The sequence below is a fragment of the Ruminococcus sp. MCC718 genome (genome assembly GCF_018783905.1).
Lineage (GTDB): Bacteria > Bacillota > Clostridia > Lachnospirales > Lachnospiraceae > Hominisplanchenecus > Hominisplanchenecus faecis.
In genome coordinates this window covers 43,414-66,369 of sequence record NZ_WQNP01000047.1, presented here as the reverse complement: position 1 = coordinate 66,369, position 22,956 = coordinate 43,414, and the positions used below count along the sequence as shown (strand labels likewise).

General features: G+C 47.1%; 21 protein-coding genes and 1 tRNA gene. 2 read left to right on the top strand and 20 right to left on the bottom strand.

Going from position 1 to position 22,956, the window contains the following annotated elements; genetic code table 11:
* Positions 1-7: 7 nt before the first annotated feature.
* The 11 genes from GPK60_RS06390 to pta form a co-directional block, all read right to left on the bottom strand.
* Positions 8-1,183, bottom strand: coding sequence for a nucleotide sugar dehydrogenase (locus GPK60_RS06390; RefSeq protein WP_022119338.1), 1,176 nt, complete (start codon positions 1,181-1,183; stop codon positions 8-10).
* 15 nt (positions 1,184-1,198) lie between these two features.
* Positions 1,199-2,410: a threonine ammonia-lyase gene (gene ilvA / locus GPK60_RS06385; RefSeq protein WP_022119337.1), complete on the bottom strand. Its 1,212-nt coding sequence runs from the start codon at positions 2,408-2,410 to the stop codon at positions 1,199-1,201.
* A gap of 4 nt (positions 2,411-2,414) precedes the next feature.
* Positions 2,415-3,359: a signal recognition particle-docking protein FtsY gene (gene ftsY, locus GPK60_RS06380; RefSeq protein ID WP_147631284.1), complete on the bottom strand. Its 945-nt coding sequence runs from the start codon at positions 3,357-3,359 to the stop codon at positions 2,415-2,417.
* A 13-nt stretch (positions 3,360-3,372) separates the two neighbouring features.
* The gene (smc, locus tag GPK60_RS06375) at positions 3,373-6,933 is read right to left on the bottom strand and encodes a chromosome segregation protein SMC (RefSeq protein WP_215659093.1); all 3,561 of its coding nucleotides are present in this window, start codon (positions 6,931-6,933) and stop codon (positions 3,373-3,375) included.
* A 3-nt stretch (positions 6,934-6,936) separates the two neighbouring features.
* Complete coding sequence (gene rnc, locus GPK60_RS06370) at positions 6,937-7,635, bottom strand: ribonuclease III (protein WP_022119334.1); 699 nt, start codon at positions 7,633-7,635, stop codon at positions 6,937-6,939.
* Positions 7,636-7,722: 87 nt separating this feature from the next.
* Entirely contained in the window at positions 7,723-7,953 is a 231-nt protein-coding gene (gene acpP / locus GPK60_RS06365; protein ID WP_022119333.1) for an acyl carrier protein, read from the bottom strand.
* A 15-nt stretch (positions 7,954-7,968) separates the two neighbouring features.
* The gene (gene plsX, locus GPK60_RS06360) at positions 7,969-8,979 is read right to left on the bottom strand and encodes a phosphate acyltransferase PlsX (RefSeq protein WP_346727731.1); all 1,011 of its coding nucleotides are present in this window, start codon (positions 8,977-8,979) and stop codon (positions 7,969-7,971) included.
* 151 nt (positions 8,980-9,130) lie between these two features.
* Positions 9,131-9,313 carry a 50S ribosomal protein L32 gene (rpmF, locus tag GPK60_RS06355; protein ID WP_022119331.1) on the bottom strand — a complete coding sequence of 61 codons (183 nt, stop codon included), beginning with the start codon at positions 9,311-9,313 and terminating at the stop codon, positions 9,131-9,133.
* A gap of 3 nt (positions 9,314-9,316) precedes the next feature.
* A complete protein-coding gene (locus tag GPK60_RS06350; protein ID WP_022119330.1) occupies positions 9,317-9,844 on the bottom strand; it encodes a DUF177 domain-containing protein in 528 nt (175 codons plus the stop codon).
* A 241-nt stretch (positions 9,845-10,085) separates the two neighbouring features.
* On the bottom strand, positions 10,086-11,273 hold the full coding sequence (locus GPK60_RS06345; protein WP_173866410.1) for an acetate kinase: 1,188 nt from the start codon (positions 11,271-11,273) through the stop codon (positions 10,086-10,088).
* A 29-nt stretch (positions 11,274-11,302) separates the two neighbouring features.
* The gene (gene pta, locus GPK60_RS06340; protein WP_022119328.1) at positions 11,303-12,298 is read right to left on the bottom strand and encodes a phosphate acetyltransferase; all 996 of its coding nucleotides are present in this window, start codon (positions 12,296-12,298) and stop codon (positions 11,303-11,305) included.
* Positions 12,299-12,580: 282 nt separating this feature from the next.
* Between pta and GPK60_RS06335 the strand changes: the two genes are divergently transcribed.
* Complete coding sequence (locus tag GPK60_RS06335) at positions 12,581-13,861, top strand: nucleotidyltransferase family protein (RefSeq protein WP_173866409.1); 1,281 nt, start codon at positions 12,581-12,583, stop codon at positions 13,859-13,861.
* Positions 13,862-13,938: 77 nt separating this feature from the next.
* Here GPK60_RS06335 and GPK60_RS06330 read toward each other — a convergent pair whose 3' ends face one another.
* Genes GPK60_RS06330 through GPK60_RS06300 form a run of 7 tightly spaced genes read right to left on the bottom strand, consistent with a single transcriptional unit; the run spans position 13,939 to position 21,704 of the window.
* Positions 13,939-15,279 (bottom strand): MATE family efflux transporter, encoded by a 1,341-nt coding sequence (locus GPK60_RS06330; RefSeq protein WP_173897836.1) that lies wholly within the window; start codon positions 15,277-15,279, stop codon positions 13,939-13,941.
* 23 nt (positions 15,280-15,302) lie between these two features.
* Positions 15,303-16,667: a PFL family protein gene (locus tag GPK60_RS06325; RefSeq protein WP_147631278.1), complete on the bottom strand. Its 1,365-nt coding sequence runs from the start codon at positions 16,665-16,667 to the stop codon at positions 15,303-15,305.
* Between the two features lie 26 nt (positions 16,668-16,693).
* Positions 16,694-16,966, bottom strand: coding sequence for an ACT domain-containing protein (locus tag GPK60_RS06320; protein ID WP_022119324.1), 273 nt, complete (start codon positions 16,964-16,966; stop codon positions 16,694-16,696).
* Between the two features lie 42 nt (positions 16,967-17,008).
* Positions 17,009-17,806, bottom strand: a complete 798-nt coding sequence (locus GPK60_RS06315) for an MBL fold metallo-hydrolase (RefSeq protein WP_147631277.1) — start codon at positions 17,804-17,806, stop codon at positions 17,009-17,011.
* Entirely contained in the window at positions 17,793-18,422 is a 630-nt protein-coding gene (gene coaE, locus GPK60_RS06310) for a dephospho-CoA kinase (RefSeq protein WP_226911809.1), read from the bottom strand. Before coaE ends, GPK60_RS06315 begins: the two co-directional genes overlap by 14 nt.
* Positions 18,423-18,439: 17 nt before the next feature.
* Positions 18,440-21,064 (bottom strand): DNA polymerase I, encoded by a 2,625-nt coding sequence (gene polA, locus GPK60_RS06305; RefSeq protein WP_215659092.1) that lies wholly within the window; start codon positions 21,062-21,064, stop codon positions 18,440-18,442.
* Positions 21,065-21,089: 25 nt separating this feature from the next.
* Positions 21,090-21,704, bottom strand: coding sequence for a zf-HC2 domain-containing protein (locus tag GPK60_RS06300; protein ID WP_173895850.1), 615 nt, complete (start codon positions 21,702-21,704; stop codon positions 21,090-21,092).
* A 147-nt stretch (positions 21,705-21,851) separates the two neighbouring features.
* Here GPK60_RS06300 and GPK60_RS06295 point away from each other — a divergent pair.
* Positions 21,852-21,935: transfer RNA gene (locus GPK60_RS06295), tRNA-Leu, on the top strand.
* Between the two features lie 95 nt (positions 21,936-22,030).
* Here GPK60_RS06295 and GPK60_RS06290 read toward each other — a convergent pair.
* Together GPK60_RS06290 and GPK60_RS06285 are read right to left on the bottom strand one after the other, a co-directional pair.
* A complete protein-coding gene (locus tag GPK60_RS06290) occupies positions 22,031-22,501 on the bottom strand; it encodes a SpoVA/SpoVAEb family sporulation membrane protein (protein WP_147631274.1) in 471 nt (156 codons plus the stop codon).
* A gap of 31 nt (positions 22,502-22,532) precedes the next feature.
* Positions 22,533-22,955, bottom strand: a complete 423-nt coding sequence (locus GPK60_RS06285; RefSeq protein WP_173895853.1) for a stage V sporulation protein AB — start codon at positions 22,953-22,955, stop codon at positions 22,533-22,535.
* Position 22,956 lies beyond the last annotated feature (1 nt).

Sequence of the window (22,956 nt, the reverse complement as noted above, 5' to 3'; positions counted from 1 at the left end):
TTTTTCCTTAGTCCCTGAAATACAGATCTCTTGTATAGACTTTGTCCATGACATCCGCAATCTCATCACTGCAGCGGTTGGCAAGGATCACATCGCTTACTTCTTTAAACTCCTTAAGATCACGGATCACTCGGGAGTTAAAGAACGTTTCTTCTTTCATTGCCGGCTCATATACAACCACTTCGATCCCCTTCGCCTTGATCCGCTTCATAACCCCCTGGATCGAGCTCTGGCGGAAGTTGTCTGAATTGGTTTTCATTGTCAGGCGGTATACGCCTACAATCTTTGGATTTTTTTCAATAATGCGCTCTGCAATAAAATCTTTTCTGGTACGGTTTGCTTCTACGATCGCTGCCACAATATTGTTTGGGACATCATGATAGTTTGCAAGCAGCTGTTTGGTGTCCTTTGGAAGACAATATCCGCCATATCCAAAAGACGGATTATTATAATGCGTGCCGATACGAGGATCCAGTCCTACTCCTTCAATGATCTGTTTACTGTCAAGCCCTCTTACCTCTGCATAAGTATCCAGTTCATTGAAAAATGCAACACGCATGGCAAGGTAGGTGTTTGCAAACAATTTGACTGCCTCAGCTTCCGTAAGATCGGTAAAGAGTGTCGGGATCTCCTGCTTGATCGCCCCTTCCTGAAGAAGTGCGGCAAATGCATGTGCCTTGTCACGCTGATTCTCCGGCGATCCGACAATAATACGGGAAGGATACAGATTATCATACAGTGCATGTCCTTCTCTTAAAAATTCCGGTGAGAACAGAATATGGTCTGTATGGTATTTTTCACGGATTCCTTTTGTATAGCCGACCGGAACCGTTGATTTAATCACCATCACGGTATCCGGATTCACCTTCTGTATCAGTTCGATCACCGTTTCGATCGAAGATGTGTCGAAATAATTTTTCTTCGGATCGTAGTTCGTCGGGGTTGCAATGATAACAAAATCAGCATCCTTATAAGCTTTTTCTGCATCTGTCGTTGCTGTCAGGTGCAGATCCTCTCTTGCCAGAAATTCTTCGATTTCTCTGTCTACGATCGGTGACTTCCCTTTATTGATCAGATCAATCTTGCTTTGCAGGATATCGACTGCCCACACATCATTGTGCTGGGAGAGCAGCAGGGCATTGGAAAGCCCTACATATCCCGTTCCCGCTACTGCTATTTTCATATTGCTCCCCTCCTTTTAAAGATTCGGGCGAATCACTTTCGGATTATAGCCATGCTCTTTAAGGGCATTGACGATGCGCTCTTTGTGATCCGTTCCAAATGCTTCCAGTGTGATCTTCAGCTCTACGGCTGCATTGCGGTTCGTGCTTACAAACTGATTGTGATCCAGTTTGATGACATTTCCCTGTTCATTTGCAATAACGGTTGCCACACGAACCAGCTCTCCTGCTTTGTCCGGAAGCAGAACAGATACGGTAAAGATACGGTCTCTCTGGATCAGACCTAACTGTACAACAGAAGACATGGTGATCACATCCATGTTTCCGCCGCTTAAGATCGATACCACTTTTTTGTCTTTTACATCCAGATATTTCAGGGCTGCCACGGTCAGAAGTCCGGAGTTTTCTACGATCATCTTGTGGTTTTCAACCATATCAAGGAAGGCAACGATCAGATCATCGTCCTCAATGGTGATGATATCATCGAGGTTTTTCTGCAGATACGGGAACACATTTTTGCCAGGTGTCTTAACAGCCGTGCCGTCTGCGATCGTATTGACATTTGGCAGTGTCACAACTTCTCCTGCCTGAAGGGAAGCTTTCATGCAGGCTGCCCCTGCCGGTTCCACACCGATCACGCGGATGTTCGGGTTGAGCATCTTAGCCAGTGTGGAGACACCGGTTGCCAGTCCGCCTCCTCCGATCGGAACAAGGATATAATCAACCAGCGGCAGTTCTTTGATGATCTCCATTGCGATCGTTCCCTGACCGGTTGCAACAGCCGGATCATCGAACGGATGGATAAAGGTATAGCCTTCTTTTTCTGCCAGTTCCAGTGCATAGGCACAGGCCTCATCATAGACATCTCCATAGAGAACCACTTCTGCACCGTAGCCCTTGGTGCGGTTTACTTTGATCAGCGGTGTGGTCGTCGGCATAACGATCACTGCCTTTGCACCAAACTCTTTTGCTGCATAGGCAACGCCCTGTGCATGGTTTCCTGCGGAGGCTGTGATCAGACCTTTCTGTCTCTCTTCTTCGCTCAGTGTGCTGATTTTATAGTAAGCACCTCTTACTTTATAAGCACCGGTTGTCTGCATATTTTCCGGTTTCAGATAAACTTTGTTTCCTGTCTGCTCACTGAAATATTTACTGTAGATCAGCTTTGTCTCCTGTGTTGCTTTTTTTACGATTTCTGAAGCTTCTTCAAATTTGTCTAATGTAAGCATGTCTTTACTCCTCTTCTTCTGAATCTTTCACATCAAAAAGTGCATTTACGAACTCGTCTGCATCGAATTTCTGCAAATCGTCAATACTCTCTCCCACGCCAATATATTTCACCGGGATACCAAGTTCGGAATGGATGGCAACGGCGATACCGCCTTTGGCTGTTCCATCCAGTTTGGTAAGAATGATTCCGGTAATATCAGCAATCTCAGAAAACTGTCTTGCCTGTGCAAGTGCATTCTGACCGGTTGTACCGTCCAGCACAACCAGTGTCTCACGGTAAGCTTCCGGATATTCCCGGTCGATCACACGGTTGATTTTCCCAAGTTCTGCCATAAGATTCTTTTTATTATGAAGTCGTCCTGCCGTATCGCAGAGCAATACATCTGCATGACGTGCTTTGGATGCCTGGATCGCATCGTATACAACGGCTGCCGGATCCGATCCTTCCTGTCCGGAAATGATCTCCACTCCTGCACGGTGTGCCCATTCAGTCAGCTGTTCTCCGGCTGCCGCACGGAACGTATCGGCTGCCGCCAGAATTACTTTCTTTCCCTGGTCTTTTAATTTTCCTGCCAGTTTTCCGATGCTGGTTGTCTTACCGACACCGTTGACTCCGATCACCAGAACAACGGACTGACGGTTTTCAAACTCGTACGCCGTCTCACCGACATTCATCTGGGCTTTGATGCTGTCGATCAGAAGCTGTTTGCAGGCAGAAGGCTCTTTGATGTGCTGCTCTTTCACCTTCTGTTTCAGATCTTCTATGATCGCGGTTGTCGCATTGATCCCGAGATCTCCCATGATGAGGATTTCTTCGATCTCCTCATAAAAATCCTCATCTATTGCGGAAAATCCGCTGAAAATAGAATCAATACCGGAAACGATATTGTTTCTTGTCTTGGTCAGTCCTTCTACCAGGCGCTTAAAAAATCCTTTTTTCTCACCCATCTTCTTTCCTTTCTCACTGATCCAGTGCCTCTTCGATCAGATTTACCGATACCAGTGCAGAGATTCCTTTTTCCTGCATCGTGATGCCATACAGCCGGTCGGCCGCTGCCATCGTTCCGCGTCTGTGTGTAATAATAATAAATTGTGTATTTTTTGTCAACTTGTGCAGATAATTTGCATAGCGGCTGACATTCGCCTCATCCAGTGCCGCCTCAATCTCATCCAAAAGACAGAACGGGGACGGTTTGAGGTGCTGGATAGCAAAAAGCAGGGCGATCGCCGTTAAGGCCTTCTCGCCTCCGGAGAGCTGCATCATATTCTGCAGTTTTTTGCCCGGCGGCTGAGAGATGATCCGGATGCCTGCCTCCAGAATATCTTCATCATCCACAAGCTCCAGCGTTCCTTTGCCGCCTCCGAACAATTCACAAAAAGCTTTGTCAAATTCCACCTGGATCCTGGCAAAATTCTCCCGGAACTGCTTCCGCATCCCTTCATCCAGCTCCAGAATGATCTCTTCTAAAGCTTTCTCTGCTTTGATGAGATCATCGTGCTGATTCTGAAGAAATCCATGCCGCTGTGACATCTCTTTGTAATCTTCGATCGCATTGACGTTGATGTTGCCCATCTGGCGGATCGCTGCTTTGATCTCCTCGATCCGTTTTCTGGTCTGCTTCTGATCCATGCCGTTTTTGTTCCGGAACGCAGCAGCTTCCGAAGGTGTCACCTGATATTCATCCCAGATCTGACTGATCCGCTCTTCTTTTTGATTTTCAAGCTTTTCCTGCATGGATGCAAGCCGGAAGTTTTCTTTGTCCAGATCTGCGATCTGCCCGGAAAGCTCCTCCCGCCTTGTAAAAAAGGTTTTCTGTGCCGCACTTTTCTCTTCTTTTTGTGCCTGAAGCTTCTGCAGCTGCCTGCCATGATCGCGTCCATGGTCTTTCGTACCTGCAATGCGGCTTTCAATCTGCCGGATCTGTGCTTCTTTTTCTGCAATGACATCCAGACTTTCCCGCTTTTTCTGCCCGATCTCTTTTTCTTCTTCCCTTAGATTTCGGATTTCTTTTTCGATACGTTTGAGATTCTGCCCTGCAAATTCTTCTTTCTGTCCGGCATTTGCAAGCTCCAGATGCAGCTTTTCAATACGGGCGTTCTGCTGCTCCAGTTCCGCCCTCTGGACTTCCTGTTCTTTCTGCCATCCCAGGATCTGTTCCTGCAGCTGTGCTTCTCTTTTTTCAGACTCTTTCACAGCTTCTTCGATCTGTTCTTTTTCCCGGCTGATCTGCTTTAATTCGCCGTCTAACTGGGCAGATTCTTCCTGAAGCCTTGTCAGCTCTTCTTTGGATTCTTCCCGTTTTTCTTCCATCTGGCGGATCTTCATGCGTGCCGTATTCTGAGAAACATAGGCTTTCTGAAGCTTTTCATTCAGAATTACAACTGTTTCGCGATGTTCATTCCTTTTTTTTCGGTTTTCATCGACTTCCAGCTGCAATTCTTTCCATTCTTTTTCCAGTGCCTGTACTTTCTTTTGCAGCTCTTCAACTTCTCTTCTGCGTCCCAGAAGATTGCTGCTGTTGCGGTAGGCACCACCTGTCATGGAACCGCCCGGACTTAAAGACTCTCCTTCCAGCGTAACGATCCGCAGAGAATGGTGATATTTCCTGGCAGCTGCGATCGCATGATCCATATTGTCTGCGACAAGTGTCCTGCCAAGAAGGTATTCCACCAGTGCACGGTATTTCTCTTCTGTCCGGACCAGAGTGCTCGCAACGCCCAAAATCCCCGGCTCTTTCACGGCATCTTTGTTTCCTGCATTTCCTTTTCTTCCGATGGCAGTCAGCGGAAGGAAGGTAGCCCGGCCATATTTGCCACGTTTCAGAAATTCGATCATGCGTTTTGCGGTCTCTTCCCTGTCCGTCACAATATTCTGTATACTGCCGCCAAGTGCCGTCTCGATTGCCGTCTCATAAGAAGATTCTACTTTGATCAGATCGGCTACAACGCCGAGGATCCCCGGATTTTTGTCTTTCTGCTCCATCACCTTCCGGATACTGTTTCCGTATCCATCATAGCGTTCTGTTAAATTGCTCAGTGTCTCAAGCCTTGATTTCTCCCGGTGATAGAAAGACTGTTTCTGTTCCAGTTCCCGGTTCTGCTCTGCCAGTTTCTGCTGGAGCTGTTCAATCTTATCTTCCTGCTCTTTGCTCTTCCGAAGCTGTTTTTCAATCTCTTCCGACACCGTTTCGTAGGCAGTCTGATATTCCTGAAGCGTCTCCTGCCATCTGGCATCTTCGCTGCCGATCCGAAGGAGCTTTCCGGTTACTTCTGCTTTTCGGATCTGCATCTGTTCCTGCATGGTATCGTATCGCTGAACATTTCCTTTCACCGAAGCACGCTGATTCAAAAGTGAAATGATTTCATTTTTCCCGTCCTCGATCTGCATTTCCAGATGGGAGAGCATCGCCGTCGTCGCATCCGCTTCCAGGCGATAGTCCGCTTCCGTTAAAGAAACCTGCTCCTGTTTTTCCTTTGCAAGCAAAAACGCCTGTTCTTCCGCTTTTCTCTGTTTTTCTTTTCTGGAAAGTTCGCTCTCGATCACGCTCTTTCGCTCTTTTAAGCGGACTTCCTGATCCTCCTGTGCCCGGATCTGCTCTTTCAGGACTTCGATCTGACCGGTGAGCTGCTGGTGGAGCAACTGACTTTGCCGCTCCTGTTCCCGGATCTGCTCGATCCGCTCTTCCAGCTCCTCGATCGCTTTTTCTTCTGTTTCATAATGGATGCGGATCGTCTCGTATTCTTTCTTTATATCAGAAAGCTGTTCTTCTGCAATCTTTCGTTTTTCATCCAGATTCGCAAGTTCTGCTTTCCGCTGCTCCATTTCCAGCAGAAATAGATGCAGATCGATCTTTTTTAATTCTTCTTTTTTCTTCAGGTAGATCTTTGCCTGTTCTGCCTGATGCTGAAGCGGAACCAGCTGACGCTGAAGTTCCGAGAGAATATCGTTTACGCGGACAAGGTTCGCTCTTTCATCCTCCAGCTTTTTCACGGCTGCCGCTTTTCTTCGTTTGAACTTGACAATCCCGGCTGCCTCATCAAACAATTCTCTTCGATCTTCCGGTCTGCCGCTTAAGATCTTTTCAATCTGTCCCTGGCCGATGATGGAGTAACCCTCTTTTCCGATACCGGTGTCGTAGAAAATCTCCTGAATATCTTTCAGACGGCAGGAAGTTCCGTTTAAACGATATTCGCTCTCGCCGGAGCGGTAGACGCGGCGGCTGACCGTCACTTCCTCATAATCCACCGGCAGTTTGTGGTCGGCGTTGTCCAGTGTAATCGAAACCGACGCAAAGCCGAGCGGTTTTCGATTTTCCGTACCGGAAAAAATCACATCCTGCATGTTGCTTCCTCGCAGCTGTCTGGCACTCTGCTCACCAAGTACCCAGCGAACCGCATCTCCTACGTTGCTCTTTCCGCTTCCGTTTGGTCCTACGATCCCGGTAATACCATTATGAAATTTAAAATCAATCTTGTTTGCAAATGATTTGAATCCCTGGATCTCAAGACTCTTTAAATACATGTCTCAGGCATTTCCTTTCAGTTTGATAATGGCACGGTAAGCGGCTTCCTGCTCTGCGGCTTTCTTGGTCCTTCCCGTTCCTTCGCCCAGTGTCTTGTCTCCCACTACCAGACTTACCACAAATTTCTTGTCATGATCCGGTCCGATCTCTCCTGTCAGCACATACTCGATCTCTTTGCCTTTATAGTCACTCTGCACGATCTCCTGCAGAATAGTCTTGCTATCATAAAAGAGTTTTTTATGTTCGATATCCTTTAGAATAAATTTATGGATAAACTCCTTTGCACTAGCAAAACCACCATCCAGATAGATAGCTCCTATTACACTCTCCATAGCATCAGATACGATAGAATCCCGGTTTCTTCCGCCTGTCCGCTCTTCTCCCTTGCCAAGGAAAAGATAGCTTCCGAGGCTGATCTCGTGCGTACACAGTGCCAGCGTCGGTTCACATACAATGCTGGCACGGAGTTTTGTCATTTCGCCCTCAGCCATATCCGGGTAATTGTAAAATAAATACTCACTGCTGATGATCTCCAGAACCGCATCGCCAAGAAACTCCAGACGTTCATTGTCTTTGAGTCCTTCGTGCCTGTGTTCGTTTGCATAAGAACTGTGTGTGAGAGCCTGCTTAAACAAGGTCTTATCTTTGAAGGTATAGCCAATCTTTCCTTCCAGCTCTTTTAAATCTTTTGTCTGTTTCATCTTGTTCCTCGCTTTCTGTTTCAGTCGGATATACAGAAGGTGCTGACTTGCAGCACCTTCCCATCTGTCGTTATCGTCAGACCCCTTTTAATTTAATGCACTTTTGATTGCTTCTACTGCATCACCGACAGAAACGATCTTTTCTGCTTCTTCATTTGGAATCTCGATATCGAATTCTTCTTCAATCCCCATGATAATCTGGAAAACATCCAGGGAATCTGCACCAAGTTCATCTACAAAGGTGGTATCCAGCGTAATTTCGTTTGCATCTACGTTTAACACTTCTGCGATGATTTTTGCTAACTTTTCAAATTCCATAATAAAATACCTCTCTTATCCTTTTTGGTCTTCTTTTATAATATTTTCTCTGATTTTCTGATTGATCTCCTGTTTTGTGAACTGGACACACTGAAGGATGGAATTTTTCACTTCCACTGCCTTTGAACTTCCGTGTGTCTTTACGACCAGTCCGTTCAAACCTAAAAGCGGTGCTCCGCCATACTGGCTGGCATCAAAAGATTTGAGCGTTTCTTTCAATGCAGGTTTTACCAGTAATGCACCGATTTTGGAACGCAGGCTTGTCATCATGCCCTGCTTGACTTTACTGATCAGAGTTGCACCGACACCTTCGTAAAGTTTCAGGATCACGTTTCCCACGAACGCCTCACAGACGATCACATCGCACACTCCCTGCGGAATGTCGCGTGCCTCCACACTTCCGATAAAATTGAGCTCTTTGCATTCTTTGAGCAATGGAAACGTCTCTTTTACAAGTGCATTGCCCTTTTCCTCTTCCGCACCGATGTTGACCAGCCCGACTCTCGGATTTTTGACTCCCATAACATTTTCCATGTAGATGGAACCGATCTTTGCAAACTGCACCAGATGGGAAGGTCTGGCATCCACGTTTGCCCCACAGTCGATCAGGAGAGAAACTCCGTTCTTTGTCGGAATAAGCGGTGCCAGCGGCGGTCTTTCAATTCCTTTGATCCTGCCAACGATCACCTGACCTCCTACAAGGATTGCTCCGCTGCTTCCTGCAGAAACAAACGCATCTGCTTCTTTCTGCTTGACCATATTCATACCTTTTACGATCGAAGAATCTTTTTTCCTGCGAATTGCCATGACAGGCGGTTCGGCCGTTTCGATCACTTCTTCGGTATGCACGATCTCCAGCCTTTCTTTTGGAAAGGTGTATTTTGAAAGCTCGGCTTCGATCACCGGCTTTCTTCCCGTCAGGTAGATAAAAATATCTTCTCTGGCGTTCAGTGCTTCTACGGCACCTTTGACGATTTCTCCGGGTGCGTTGTCTCCGCCCATGGCATCTACAACCACCCTGACCATATCCTGCATAGTTTTTCCTCCTGTTGCAATTCCTAATATACTAGAGTGCGATATAAAAATCAACCTAAAATTTTTGCAGATCCTTTCATAAAAAATCAGGGACCAAACAACATCAAATTGTTCAATCCCTGATTCTATAGCATTTATGCAATTAGTCTTCAACTGCAACGATTTCTTTTTTGTTATATGTTCCGCAGTTTTTGCAAACTCTGTGAGACATCATCAGTTCACCACATTTGCTGCATTTTACCAGATTCGGAGCAGTCATTTTCCAGTTTGCTCTTCTCTTGTCTCTTCTTCCTTTGGAAGATTTATTCTTTGGACAGATTGACATGGCTTACACCTCCTTAAATTTATTGAAGATATCACGGATCTGTGCCATTCTGGGATCTAAATCTGTATGATCACAGTCGCAGGTCCCATGATTCAGATTCTTACCGCATATACTGCAGATTCCTTTACAGTCCTCTTTGCACAGCACACGAAGCGGCCAGTTCACCAGAATCTCGCTGTAGACCAGCTCATCCACATCCAGGTCATATCCATGTATATACGCGCATTCATCGAGCGCTTCCCGTCGTTCTTCTTCGGTAAGGTTCATGTCAATTTTCTTCTCAAAATCAAGCTCAAACTCTACCGGAACTTCCTCCAGGCAACGTCCGCAGGGAATCAGAATCGTAAGATCCATCCTGCCCTGTATTAACAGATTCCGCTTTCCTTTGTTCGTAAGAACCAGTGAAACCGGAGTCTTTCGGGTAATCGGATACTTGCCGAGCTTCATCTCAAATGTATCCGGACCGAAGTCTGCATCTACCCGCAGTATCTTTCCATCGTCTTTCAGTACATCGTTTAAAGCGATCTGCATAATATCCTCCTATCCACGCCTAAACTATTATATCCGTGCATCTGGCATTTGTCAACCCATTTTTTTGTTTCAGGTCGAACGCATGTAAGACCCGGCACGCGATCCTGTCAGTCCAGGCAATAAGAAACTGCCGCAAATCTCTTTGCAGCAGTTTCTTCTATTAAAAATATAAGATGATGTGGGTGTCAAAAATAAATTTTGCCACTCATTGATGTATACGAATTATTCCGTACTCCCACAATTATACCAGAGCAACGGTCTCGCGGCAGATAGCCAGCTCTTCGTTTGTCGGGATAACTGCTACTTTTACTTTGGAGTCAGCAGCAGAGATCACGCAGTTGTCACCGCTCTTTGCATTTGCTTCTGCATCCAGAGTGATGCCAAGGTAACCCAGATAGCTGCAGATTTTTTCACGTACAAGACCTACGTTCTCTCCGATACCTGCTGTAAATGCGATCGCATCTACACCATTCATAGCTGCTACATAAGAACCAACATATTTTGCCACGCGATAGCAGAATACTTCGATTGCTGCGATCGCACGTTTGTTGCCTTCTTTTGCACCTGCTGTCAGGTCACGGAAATCACTTGACAGTCCGGAAATACCTTCCAGACCGGATTTTTTATTCAGAACGTTCATAACGCCTGCGATGTCCAGGTCTTCTTTCTTTGCAATGTATTCCATGATCGCCGGATCGATATCACCGGAACGTGTACCCATTACCAGACCTTCCAGCGGAGTCAGACCCATGGAAGTATCTACGCACTTGCCGTCTTTTACGGCACTGATGGATGCACCGTTTCCAAGGTGGCATACGATGATCTTGGAGTTTTCCAGATCCATACCGAGGAATCTTGCTGTTTCTTTGGATACAAAGCTGTGAGAGGTTCCGTGGAAACCATATCTTCTCACTTTGTAGTTCTCATAATATTCATATGGCAGACCATACAGATATGCTTTTTCCGGCATAGTCTGATGGAAAGCGGTATCAAATACAGCTACCATCGGTACGCCCGGCATCAGCTCTTTACATGCATTGATACCGATCAGGTTTGCCGGGTTGTGCAGCGGTGCAAGGTCGTTACACTGTGCAACTGCTTCCAGAACCTCGTCTGTGATCACAACGGAAGAAGCAAATTTCTCGCCGCCGTGTACGATACGGTGACCGACTGCATTTACTTCTGACAGGCTCTTGATCGCACCTGTTTTGTCGTTTACCAGTGCATCCAGCACCATCTGGATCGCTTCTTTATGTGTTGGCATGGCTGCCTCTGTGATCTCCTTGTCGCATCCGGCTTTCTGGTAAACCAGTCTTCCGTCAATACCGATTCTCTCGCAGAGACCTTTTGCCAGAACATCTTCTGTATCCGAATTGATCAGCTGATACTTCAGAGATGAACTTCCGCAGTTGATAACTAATACGTTCATTTTAACATCCTCCTGATATGTAAATCTTATTATTTAGCCAGACACTGTACGGCTGTGATCGCTACAACACCTACGATGTCTTCTGCAGAACATCCTCTGGACAGGTCATTGACCGGTGCTGCGATACCCTGTGTGATTGGTCCGTAAGCTTCTGCTTTTGCCAGTCTCTGTGTCAGTTTGTATCCGATGTTTCCTGCATCCAGATCCGGGAAGATCAGTACGTTTGCTTTACCTGCGATGTCGCTGCCCGGTGCTTTGGAAGCTCCTACGCTCGGAACGATTGCTGCATCCAGCTGGAACTCTCCGTCCAGTTTCAGATCCGGATACTGCTCTTTTGCAAGTCTGGTAGCTTCTACGACTTTATCAACATCTGCATGTTTTGCACTGCCTTTTGTAGAATGAGAAAGCATTGCTACGATCGGCTCTTTCTCTACCAGCAGTTCGAAAGAATCTGCAGAAGATCCTGCGATTGCAGCCAGTTCTTCCGGATTCGGGTTCTGGTTCAGACCGGAATCTGCAAAGATAAAGGTACCGTCTGCACCGTATTCGCAATTCGGAACGACCATCAGGAAGAATGCGGATACCAGTTTTGTACCTGGTTTTGTTTTCAGGATCTGCAGACATGGACGCAGTGTATCAGCGGTAGAATGGCATGCTCCGGATACCATACCGTCTGCATCGCCCATTTTTACCATCATTACGCCATAGTACAGATACTGGTTTAACAGGATTTCTTTTGCCTGTTCCGGTGTCATGCCTTTTTTCTGACGCAGCTCAACCAGCTTGTCGATGTAAGCCTGTGTTCTGTCGGAAGTAGCCGGGTCAACAACTACGGCTCCTGTCAGATCCAGTCCTTCACTTCCTTTTTTCACTGCTTCTTCGCTTCCGACCAGAATGATCTTTGCGATTCCCTCTTTCAGGATCTGTGCTGCTGCTTCATATGTTCTGCGATCCTCGGTTTCCGGTAATACGATCGTTTTGTTTGCTGCTTTTGCTCTTTCTTTGATTACGTCAATAAATCCCATGATTTCTGACTCCTTTCAGTATAATTCATTTCCATTCACAGTCTGTAATTTCACTGTGCCTGACTGTCCGTTTCGTTACAGACTGCGTTTGCTTTCATTATATCGCCTGATTGTGGTATTTTCAACCAGAAATATGTATCTTTTTACAAACAAACCCTGATCCTCCCCCTCTTTGCCATAAAATTTTCACAAATATTGTCTTACCATTGTTTTTTTATCTCTTTACCTCTGTACTGCTTCATGCTATAGTTAGCAATCATAAGTCCAAGGAGCGATGTTACCATGAAAACCATCAGCATTATTGCCGAATACAACCCTTTCCACAACGGCCATGCCTGGCAGATCGCGGAGGCGAAACGCCGTACCAGTGCAGACTTTGCCCTGATCGTGATGTCCGGAGATTTTGTCCAGAGAGGCGAACCTGCCGTTCTTGATAAATTTTCCCGCACCAGGATGGCTCTGCTTGGCGGAGCAGACCTCGTACTCGAGCTTCCGGTCCGCTATGCAGCCGGCAGTGCCGAATATTTTGCGAGGGGTGCCTGCTCACTTCTTGCCTCCCTGAATGTAACCGATACACTCTGTTTTGGATGTGAAACGGAAGATCCGGCTGCTTTTTCGGCTCTTTCTTCTCTTCTTGCAGACGAACCGGAAGCTTTCAGGCGATATCTCAGATCGTATCTTGCCGCCGGAAATTCATATCCGAAGGCACGGCTTCTGGCCCTTGAATCCTGTTTCTTTCCGGACTCTTCTCAAAGCTCTCCCGGATACGACTCACATTTTGCTTCTGACGCTGATCCTTTGAGTCCTCCGGGCAATCCTTTCTCTTTCAAAACAGCCACCGAGCTTCTTTCTTTCCCGAATAATACGCTCGGGCTCGAATACCTGATTGCCTGCAGACGTCTGAAGGCTTCCTTTGATTTTCTGCCGGTCAAACGTCAGGGGGCTTCGTATCACAGTTCTCTGCCCCAGGGAAATTTTGCTTCCGCCACAGCGATCCGCAAAAATCCGGCTCTTGCCTGCGGATATATGCCGGATGTCTGCCGGGAATTATATGAACATGCTGTTTCAGGTCAGATGCTTCATTCTATTGATGATTACTCAGACCTTCTACACTATGCTCTTCTGATGCAGAAGGATTATACTGCTTTTCTGGACGTAAATGCAGACCTCTCGGACCGCATCCGCAAGCTGCTGCCACAGTACAAGTCTTTTTCTTCGTTTGTAAGCCTGTTAAAAACAAAACAGGTCACCGAGGCACGCATCCGCCGCAGTCTGCTGCATATTCTGCTTGGTATTCGAAAAAAAGAACGGCCGGAAGATCGTTTTGCCGGTCTTTCTTATGCAAGAGTTCTCGGCTTTCGCCAGAGTGCATTGCCGCTTTTCAGGGAGATCAAAAAAAGAAGCTCCATCCCACTGCTGACAAAAGCCGCAGATGCGAAAAAGCTTCTTTTACCATCCGAACTGGATGAATTTCTGTTAAATGTGCGTGCCAGCGACCTCTATCACATCACCGACCCCGGCGGCGGCTACAATGAATACCGCACGCAGATCATCCGTATTTAAACGCGATATATTCTTGCATTTATCATGTACTTTTTAACTGTGCAGTATCACGAATCATATGATATTCTGCTTTTTGCTCACTCGATCAGGCTACTTTTCTGCCATTTTCCGCTTAAGTAGCGTACAAAACCGATTGCAAAGCCGATGCCCCAGCCAATCGGGATCGACCACCAGATAGCCTTTGCGCCGAGCATCCCGGACATGCTGTAAGCAAGGATCACACGGGAGCTTAAGTTGATCAGCGTTACCATCAAAAACCAGAGGATGTCTCCTGCTCCCCGCAGTACGCCGGTACAGGTATTCATGATACCCATCAGTGCATAGAACAGGCCGACCACACGCAGGTATTCGATGCCGGTGGCAATCGCCGCCTGATTGGAACTGCTGTCCATGAACAGCCCGACAAACACCTTTGCATATACAAGAAGGATCCCTGTCACGATCACACCGATCACGGCACTCATCAGAAGTCCGGCACGAAATCCTTCTTTTACCCGCTCCGGTTTCTTACCGCCGATGTTCTGAGCGGTAAACGTTGAGACGGCATTGCCCACGTTTACCATCGGCAGGATTGCAATGCTGTCAATCTTCGTTGCCGCTGCATAGCCTGCCATCACGGCTTCCCCGTAACCATTGACCAGTCGCTGTACCAGAAAAATCCCGATTGACACCATCGACTGCTGGAGCATGGACGGAACTGCCACATTGCAGACAATCTCCAGGATATGCAGATCAAAAATTCTGCTCTTTTGCTGTGTTTTCATTTTCTTCATGCGGGTACAAAGCCACAGAAACGAAACAACAACTGAAATTGCCTGAGAAATATCAGTGGCCAGTGCAGCTCCGGCTACGCCCATCTTCAGTTTTGTCACAAAATACAGATCCAATACGATGTTGCAGACGGATGACAATGCCAGAAATACCAAGGGGGACTTTGAATCCCCGATCGCATTGAACGATGCCGTCAGCATGTTGTAGAGGAAAAGAAAGACAAGGCCGCAGAAATAAATTTTCAGATAAAGAGATGCATCTGAAAAGATTTTCTGCGGAGTCTGCATAAACCGCAGGATCGCGTCCGTCCCGAAAATCCCGACCAGCATCAGGCACAGTGCGATCACAAAAGAGGCCAAAAGCACCGTCTGGATCGCTGTTTTCATTTCTCCATACCGTTTTGCCCCAAAATACTGGGAGATCACGACCGAAGAGCCGATGCTCAGTCCCGTGGCGATCGCCACAAAGAGAAACGTAATCGAAGAAGATGCACCGACGGCTGCCAGTGCATCTGCTCCCACATAATTTCCCACAATGATAGAATCAATAATATTATAAAGCTGCTGAAAAAGATTTCCGAGTACCATCGGCACTGCAAAGAAAAACAGTGTCTTCCCCGGATTTCCTTTTGTCATATCCTTTGCCATAACTCCACCTTGTGCTTTCCGGTTTAGTTCTTGAAGCTGTGGATCGGTGCCGGGATACGTCCCTTGCGGGATACAAATGCTTCACAGGAGAAGGAATTGACCGGCATAACCGGAGCATATCCGAGCAGTCCGCCAAATTCTACCATATCTCCAACATCTTTTCCGATGACCGGAATCACACGCACTGCCGTTGTTTTCTGGTTGACCATACCGATCGCCATCTCATCAGCGATAATACCGGAGATGGTCGCTTCGCTTGTCTTGCCCGGAATGGCGATCATGTCAAGACCAACGGAGCATACACAAGTCATTGCTTCCAGTTTTTCCAGTGTCAGTGCACCGGCTTCTACCGCATTGATCATACCCTGGTCTTCGCTGACCGGAATAAAGGCTCCGCTTAAGCCGCCGACATAAGAAGATGCCATGACACCACCCTTTTTCACCTGATCGTTCAGAAGTGCCAGTGCTGCCGTCGTGCCAGGTGCTCCTGCATGTTCCAGACCGATCTCGCAGAGAATATCTGCAACGCTGTCTCCGATCGCCGGAGTCGGTGCCAGAGAAAGATCGATGATGCCAAACGGAATACCAAGTCTTCTGGACGCTTCCTGTGCAACCAGCTGGCCTACTCGCGTAACCTTGAACGCCGTTTTTTTGATCGTCTCGCACAATACTTCAAAACTCTCACCGCGTACCTGCTCCAGGGCAGTCTTTACAACGCCAGGACCGCTGACACCGACGTTGATGATCGCATCTGCCTCGGTCACGCCGTGGAATGCTCCTGCCATAAACGGGTTGTCATCCGGTGCATTGCAGAATACAACCAGCTTTGCACAGCCAAGAGAATCCTGCTCTCTTGTATATTCTGCTGCCTGTTTTACGATCTTGCCCATCAGGCGTACCGCATCCATGTTGATACCGCATTTTGTGGAGCCGACGTTGACGGAACTGCAGACACGCTCTGTAACAGAGAGTGCTTCCGGAATGGAGCGAATCAGATTCTCATCGCTCTTTGTCATGCCCTTTGATACCAGTGCGGAGTAGCCGCCGATAAAGTTGACGCCAACCTCTTTTGCGGCACGGTCCAGTGTTTTTGCAATGCTCACATAATCTTCGGGACATTTGCATGCCTTACCGCCAACGAAAGCGATCGGTGTGATGGAGATTCGCTTGTTGACGATCGGGATCCCATATTCTCTTTCAATCTGCTGACCGGTTGCTACCAGATCCTTCGCAACGGTTGTGATCTTACGGTAAATATTTTCATTTAATACTTCCAGGTCTGCATCGACACAATCCAGCAGGCTGATACCGAGCGTAATGGTACGAACATCCAGATTTTCCTGAGTGATCATCTTATTTGTCTCGTTTACTTCAAACATATTAATCATAATCGCTGTCCTCTTTCCGTCACGGTTTAAATACGATGCATCTTGTTAAAAATATCTTCGTGCTGGCAGCGGATGGTCAGTCCCATCTCATTTCCAAGCTCTTCCAGCCCTTTTGCCAGATCTGCAAATGGTTTTTCTGACTGGTTTGCATCGGTGATCATCATCATATTGAAAAATCCCTGCACGATCGTCTGTGAAATATCCAGGATATTTACGTTATTCTCTGCCAGATACGTGCAGACTTTTGCGATGATACCTACGGTGTCTTTTCCTACTACGGTTATAACGGTACGTTTCATTTTATCTTCCTTTCTGTCTGATATGCAGACTCCGCCCGCCCTTTAAAGGGCATAGAGCGGTGATATATGATCCCTCGCTGCCACTGCGATTGGAAAATCGCCGGCCTTGTAAGGATTATCACCCAATGTAACTTCCGCACATACGGTCTCGTAAGCCAGTGCCTCGTAATTATTCTCCCTGCTTAAATGTCCAAGCAGAATGGTTTTGATCCTGTCATTTAAAATCTCACAGAGCAGACGGCCTGCATTTTCATTTGACAGGTGCCCTCTGTTCCCGAGGATCCTCTGTTTCAGATAGTAGGGATAGCTGCCAACCTGCAGCATATGTATATCGTGGTTGGATTCGAGCAGCACGCCGTCAAGATCTTTCAGATGAGAAACAATCTTCTCATCGTAATAACCAAGATCCGTCACAACGGCAACCGATTTCTCCCCATTGTCCAGACGATAGGCAACCGGCTCGGCGGCATCGTGCGATATGGCAAACGGTTCCACCTCCAGATCTTCGATCTGAAATTTCCCATCTGCCCGGATCGTATGGAACAAATCTTCATCAATCTGACCAAGGCTGGTACTGTTTCTGATCCCGTCGATCGTACCTGCTGTCGCATAGATTGGGATATGATACTTTCTGGACATCACGCCCAGCCCTTTGATGTGATCCGAATGTTCGTGTGTGATCAGGATCCCCTTCAGCTCTTCCGGCTTCCGGTCGATCTCATGCAGTCCGTCCACGATCCTTTTTCTGCTGATCCCGGTATCGATCAGCACAGAAGTCTGATCAGAACCCACATAAATGCAGTTTCCGCTGCTTCCGCTTGCTATACTACAAAAATCCATGTTCTTTTAATCCCCTGTCCATTTGTTCAAATGTATTTTCTACAAAATCGCTGCTGTTGTCAACCACAAATTGACAGGACTTTCGAAATACGCTGTCTTTTTGCTGATTTTTCAAAATATCATCTATTTTGCGGTCACTGTAACCACGGCTCTGTTTCAGACGTACGCGACGTGCCGCATCGTCCACATAAATATACCAGATCTCATCACAGATCTCGTCGTAATGTTCTTCCAGCAAAAGAGCTGCCTCCACGACCACAAACGGCACACATGCCTTTTGTTTTTCCAGATAAACGGCAGTTCGAATGTATTCTTTCACTGCCGGATGAACGATCGCATTTAACATGGCAAGCTTTTCCTGATCTGCAAACACGATCGCACCCAGTTTTTTCCGGTCGATCTTCTGATCTGCCGCCAGGATCTGCTCTCCAAACAAAGAACAGATCTGCTTATAGCAGGAAGTATCCGGCTCCATCACCAGATGGCCGACCTGATCAGCCTGGATGACTTTTGCCCTGTATTTCTCCTCCAGATAGGCAAGGATCGTACTTTTCCCTGCCCCTACCTGTCCGGTAATCCCAAGTACTTTCATATATTTATAACCTGCTTTCTGCACTTTTTGCAATCTCCGGTCTATTTTGCCTCGTACCAGTTCTCTCCGGTATGCATATCGATCTCCAGGCAAACCTTTAAATTCGCCGCACCGTGCATCTCCTCTGCAAGGATCTGTTTTACCATATCCAGCTCCTCTTTTGCCGCCTCCACAAGCAGTTCATCGTGCACCTGAAGGATCAGTCTGGATCTGAAATGTTCTGCTTTCAGCCGCTCATTGACACGGATCATGGCAATCTTGATGATATCTGCCGCCGTACCCTGGATCGGTGAATTCATCGCCACACGCTCCCCGAAAGAACGCTGCATAAAATTTGAAGAAGAAAGCTCCGGAACCGGTCTTCTTCTGCCAAACAGTGTCGTGACATAGCCTTTTTCTTTTGCATCCGCCACACTCTGATCCAGAAACTGTTTGATGCCCGGATACGTCTCAAAATATTTCTCAATATATTCTGCGGCTTCTTTTCTGGAGATGCTCAAGTCCTGACTTAAGCCAAAGGAGCTGATGCCGTAGACAATGCCGAAATTAACTGCCTTGGCATTTCTTCTCTGCAAAGGTGTCACTTCATCAAACGGCACATGGAACACCTGTGAGGCCGTGATCCGGTGGATGTCCTGAGCTTCCCGGTAAGCTTCAATCAGCCTTTCATCCCCGGAAATGTGTGCCAGCACACGCAGCTCGATCTGGGAGTAGTCGGCATCCACAAAGACAAATCCATCTTCCGGAATAAAGACTTTGCGGATCATTCTGCCAAGTTCCATACGGATCGGGATGTTCTGAAGGTTCGGCTCCGTGCTGCTGATGCGTCCCGTTGCCGTGATCGTCTGATGGAACTTGCTGTGAATCCTTCCGTCTGCCGCAATGTAACCTGCCAGTCCGTCCGCGTAGGTGGATTTGAGCTTTGCAAGCTGACGGTACTCCAGAATATGGGACACGATCGGTGCCTCCGGTGCCAGTTTCTCCAGCACGTCGGCCGCGGTCGAGTAGCCGGTCTTCGTTTTCTTTCCATATGGAAGTTGCAGTTTTTCAAACAAAATCACACCTAGCTGCTTCGGAGAATTGATATTGAAGGTCTCTCCAGCCAGATCGTAGATCGTCGTTTCCAGTTCTTTGATCCGTCCGGACAACTGCTCCCCATACTGCTTTAACGCCTCTCCATCTGCCTTTATACCGGCTTTTTCCATGTCGTAAAGCGTATAGACCAGCGGCATCTCAATCTCCTTAAACAGATCCCACATACCGTTCTCTTTTAACTTTTCTTCCAGTTTTGCTTTTCCTTCCAAGCAGGTGTACGTGCCGTAGCAGGCTGCATTTTTCACTCCTTTCTCATCTTCCGATCCAAAATCTTCTTTTCCAAGCAGCTCCTGCACGGACGGAACCAGAAGATCCAGACATTCTTTTGCAATGTCCTCGTACGCATAGGTATCTTTGAGTGGATTTAAAAGATACATGGCGATCGCTGCATCAAAGAGATTTTTCTTCTCCACGTGCAGATACGAAAGCTGCTCTTTGACGTTCATCGTGACAGCCGCATCCGCTTTTTCCAGCACTTCCGTCATTTTTTCACAGAGATACTGACCGGTCACAAAACCCTGTGCCGGTATATAATAAATCTTTTCTTTCTCCCAGCCAAGAGAAATACCTTTTACTTCTCCTTTGTGAGAAATGACAGAAAAGCTCACGAGTGCTGCCCCTGCTGCCTGTGCAAACACGTCTTCCGCCTCACCAAAATCTTCCACTGCGTAAAAATACTGTTCTATCTTCTGATCCGGTGCATCACACTGAAATCTTCCCAGCAGATTCTTAAACTCCAGCTTTTTGAACAGGGCAAAGGCTTCCGGCGTGTACAGATCGGTAAGTCTCGCATCCTCCAGCACAAAATCAATCGGGCTGTCGGTATCAATTGTCGCCAGTTTTTTGCTGAGGACTGCCAGATCATAGTGCTCCAGAAAAGCATTTTTCGCCTTGGTCGGCTTGATCTCCTCCACATGGGCACAGGCATTCTCGATCGTGCCATACGCCACGACCAGTTTGGTCGCCGTCTTTTCACCGACTCCCGGAAGTCCCGGAATATTGTCCGAGGCATCACCCATCATCGCCTTCAGCTCAATGATCTGCGGCGGTGTCACCTGATACTTCTCCAGCACTTCTTTTGCATGGTAATCCTCGATCTCCGTGCCAGTCCGCTTCGTCTTTGGTATGCGGATCATGATGTGCTCTGTTGCAAGCTGCAAAAGATCCCGGTCACCGGAGACCACAGAAACATCCAGACCTTTCTTTTCCATCCGCTTTGCCACCGTTCCAAGCAGGTCATCCGCCTCATAGCCTTCTTTCATCAGAAGCGGTACACCCATCGCCGTCAGCACTTCTTTCATGACCGGCACCTGCTCGTGGAGCTGCGGCGGCTGCGGCTTTCTCGTCCCTTTGTAAGCATCATACATTTTATGGCGAAAGGTCGGTGCTTTCAGGTCAAAAGCAACCGCCAGATACTGCGGCTGTTCTTCCGCAAGGATTTTAAATAAAATATTTAAAAAACCATAGACCGCATTTGTATGCAGCCCTTCCGAGTTGGTCAGCTCCGGCACTCCGTAAAATGCCCGGTTCAAAATACTGTGTCCGTCGATCAAAACGAGTTTCTCTCTCAATGTTCCAGTCCTCTTTTCTGTTCTTTCACTTTTCTGTCGTTTTTTCAGTCTGCTTCTTTTTCTTCTTTTTTGATTTCTTTGATTTTTTCTTGTTTTTCTTCTTTTTCCTGTTTTTCGACTGCTTCTTTTCTGTCTGTTTCTGCGTTGTTGTTTCATTTTCTGTCGAAGCAGTGTCTGTTTTTATCAGAGGATTCTTTGTTTCGCTTTCTGTTTCACCCGGCTTATACTCTGTCTCTGCCTGCCTTCTGTCTTCTCTGTGTATGGATAAAAACTGACAGATCGGATTGTGTTCCATGGTTCCGTTCTGCCACAGATCTGCCTGTGTCATTAGAATCACAACCAGAAGCAGCTCCGCCAGTACCATGAGCCCAATGCGGTAGATCCTGGAAACTTTTGTCCTCCATATATAAAAACGGCTTTCTTCCAGACGGTTCTGCAGTGCCTTTTTGACATTATACACCTGATCCGCCTCATCTTCATCCAGACGGGCTATAGTATAATGTACGGTATAGTATATTTCCAGCTCCTCATAACATTCCTCACAGCTATCCACATGTTCCAGAAAGTCTTCCAGATCTTTGTCATTGAGTTTTCTCATAATATAAGCTGTTACCAATGACTGGGCTTTTTTACAATCCATCGTGATCCCCCGCTGTCTTTTCCTTTGTTTTTCGTTCCCCCTCAGTATATCCTATCTCCGTTCGGGTGTAAAGTAAAAGAAAACACGCAAAAAACGCTTGCAATACCAGAATATTTATGGTAAACTAAATATCGGTTTTGAGATTTTGCCGGTGTGGCGGAATTGGCAGACGCACTTGACTCAAAATCAAGCGGTTTAACAGCCGTGCCGGTTCGAGTCCGGCCACCGGCATGAAAAAAGTCCTGAAGAACATTCAGGACTTTTTTTAATCGGATCTGCCACTGATACAAGCCTGTAGTGCACCGCCTGCTAAGACGGGATTCATCTCACATTTGATATACAGTCACCTGAAAGATCCAGTAGATCAGTCCCAGCACCCAGCTCGAGAAGATCCCATACAGGATCACAGGTCCTGCAATCGTAAAGATCTTGCATCCGATCCCGAAAACCTGCCCTTCTTTCTGATATTCGATCGCAGAAGCTGCCACCGAATTGGCAAATCCAGTGATTGGCACCAGCGTTCCTGCTCCGCCGAACTTTGCAAGTTTCGGATAAATATTCAGACCGGTAAGTATCACACTGACAAAAATCAGGATCAGGGAACACCAGCTCGCTGCAATGTCTTTTTCCAGTCCGAGCATATCCCCATAATTTAAGATTGCCTGTCCGATCACGCAGATCACGCCGCCTGTCACAAACGCTTTGAGCATATTCAACGGCAGACTGTGCACCGGTGTCACCTGTTTGACATAATCATTGTATTTCTGATTTCTCTGTTCTTTTAACACATCTTTCATGTTCTTAACATTCCTTCCTGCCGTCTGCTTTCTACATGCCCCAACGCCTGTAAAAATGGTACAGACTGCCCGCCGTTTTTCCGGCTGCGATCGCGATCACAATCAGACTGTAACCTTTTGTAATGCCGATCCTTCTGGCAAAGATGGGAAAAATATTGACAATTTCTGCCAGTGCCAGGATCCATCCACCAACAAAAATCCCAAACAGCACACCCATCAGCACAAGACCAAAAATTCCCAGTGGAATCCGGATCTGATGCACCGTCAGAAGATTTCCGAAAATGGCTCCTGCAAGTATCGCTGTCTCATATCCTTTCACATGCTTTGCCGTATGTGTGATCCCGACAAACCGCGTGATGATCCCAAGTCCCACCATCAGGGCGATCACACCGCCTGCTATGACAAAACCTCCGGAGAGTCCCACGACTGCCGGAATGATCTGTTTTTCCGCCATA